Origin of the sequence: Micromonospora sp. MW-13, from assembly GCF_003434305.1 — a bacterium.
GTDB lineage: Bacteria > Actinomycetota > Actinomycetes > Mycobacteriales > Micromonosporaceae > Micromonospora.
This window is the reverse complement of the sequence record NZ_QKKX01000116.1, coordinates 1-898: the sequence shown is the minus strand read 5'-3', so window position 1 is coordinate 898 and position 898 is coordinate 1. Positions and strand designations below refer to the sequence as shown.

Genomic DNA, 898 nt, shown 5'->3' with positions numbered 1-898 from the left:
ACAACTCCTAACTCTTTGAGTGTTGGAGTCGGCGCCAGCAGATGATGGCGCAGGCGAGGGTGAGGAGGGCTTCGTGGATGTCGTCGCGGATCTCCCAGCGGATGCGGAGGCGGCGGAACCAGTGCAGCAGGGCGATGGTCTGTTCGACGACCCACCGTCGGGCGCCGAGGCCGGAGCCGTGTCCGACGCCGCGTCGGGCGATGACCGGGGTGATGCCCTTGGCCCGGAGCTGTCGGCGGTAGCAGTCGTAGTCGTAGCCACGGTCGGCGTAGAGCCTCTGCGGTCGTTGTCGGGGTCGGCCGCGGATGCCTCTGATCTTGGGAAGCTTGTCGACCAGGGGCATGAGCTGGGTGACGTCGTGGCGGTTGCCGCCGGTCAGGCTCGCGGCGAGGGGGATGCCGTTTGCGTCGGTGATGACGTGGTGTTTCGAGCCCGGCTTGCGGCGGTCGACCGGGCTCGGACCGGTTTTGGGCCGCCCTTGAGCGCCCGCACGTGAGAGCCGTCGATCACCGCCCCGGACATGTCCAACTGTCCAGCCGCTCGTAGCTTGCCGAGCAGGACCTCATGCAGTCGCTGCCACACTCCGGCGTCGTTCCAGTCCCGCAACCTGCGCCAACAGGTCATCCCCGACCCGAACCCCAACTCCTGCGGCAGGTACTCCCACGGGATCGCGGTGTGGAGCACGAACAGGATCCCGCACAACACCTTGCGGTCATCGAGGGGCTTGCGTCCGGGGTAGCGGTGTCGCCGTGGCGGGCGGGGTGGCAGCAGCGGCGCGATCTCGGCCCACAAGTCGTCCGAGACGATCCACGGCGGCTGCTCACCCCTCCTCACGTTCAGACAGAACGATCCTCACGTCCAACCGGTTACGCCCAACATCATTTAGTTAGGAGTTGTT

At 66.7% G+C, this 898-nt stretch carries 1 protein-coding gene; it reads right to left on the bottom strand.

Features of this window, described 5'->3' with window-relative positions; translation table 11 throughout:
- Positions 1-7: 7 nt before the first annotated feature.
- Positions 8-807, bottom strand: a protein-coding gene (locus C5N14_RS31475) for an IS5 family transposase (RefSeq protein ID WP_165878311.1) whose coding sequence is annotated in 2 segments (ribosomal slippage) — positions 8-471 and positions 471-807 — 801 coding nt in all. Because the reading frame shifts where the segments join, the coding sequence is not laid out codon by codon here.
- Positions 808-898: the final 91 nt, after the last annotated feature.